1 protein-coding gene is annotated in these 1,071 nt (G+C 56.6%); it reads right to left on the bottom strand.

Features of this window, described 5'->3' with window-relative positions; genetic code table 11:
• A partial coding sequence (locus IEX60_RS24710) for a DUF11 domain-containing protein (RefSeq protein ID WP_188754065.1) occupies window positions 1-1,071 on the bottom strand: 1,071 nt, incomplete at both ends.

Genomic DNA, 1,071 nt, shown 5'->3' with positions numbered 1-1,071 from the left:
ATCGTCCGGGGTATCCTCGTTGTTGTCACCGTCCGGATCATGCTCGTCGCCGTCCACGCTCGCATAGTTGATGTAATCGCCAGCCGCAAGTACACGCGCCGTGAGGGTCAGCGTCTCGCTGGCACCGTTGGCCAGGCCGCCAACCGTCCATGTATTCGCAGCCGCGTCAAACGTACCCGCGCTCGCATCCGAGCTTACGTATTCGTACCCCGACGGCAGTTCGTCCGTCACCACCACGCCCGTGGCGTCGCTCGGACCGTTGTTGCTGGCCACGATCGTGAACACCACGTTACTGCCTACATAGGGGGCGGTATTATCCACGGTTTTAAGGACTGATAGATCTGTAAGTTGGTCCACAGGGATCGGATCAGTTGTCTTCTCTCCGTCAGGAGTCGGCGGAGTAGCCCCCGGATCATCCTGCCAGATACGGATGGTGTTTTCAATTGTCCCCGTTACACCTGCATCTACGTTAACCGTCACTTCAAAACTAAATGACCCACCCACAGGAACCGCCGCAGAGACAGGCAGTGCAAAACGGCCTGTGGAAGCATCGAATGCAACCGGACTGCCTTGGTAGCTGATTCCGGTAAGCGTTTGTCCCGGACTGACCAAATCCTGAAAATAGATAACTGTACCGGCGGCAATATCTGAAGGACCTTGATTCGTCACCGTAACCGTATACGTATATTCTTCACCCGCAACAGCGTTGACAAGCACTCCGTTACTAAATGTGCCAATCTTCTCAATTGCATCATCGTCAAAGCCGTAATCGCGGTCCACCGGATAATCCGGCGTGGTGGCCGTACCGTCAGGCGTGCTATAGTCGCCCGCAGGGTCATCCGCCCAGATGTGGATCGTATTGCTTACCTCATCGGCGGCAATATCTGCCGCCACATCCGCCGTAACCGTCAGTGTGAAGGTTGCACCCGCGGCAATATCCGCATTGGCTGTCACCGTGAAGAATCCGTCGGCATCCGCGGCACCGTTGACCGTCACATCGGTGGATGCGATGCTCTTGATCGCCTGGCCGGTCGATAGTTCGTCCAGCAGGTACAGTTCCGTTCCGCTCAG

Origin of the sequence: Parapedobacter defluvii (genome assembly GCF_014642075.1) — a bacterium.
GTDB lineage: Bacteria > Bacteroidota > Bacteroidia > Sphingobacteriales > Sphingobacteriaceae > Parapedobacter > Parapedobacter defluvii.
This window is presented reverse-complemented; position numbering and strand designations above follow the sequence as displayed.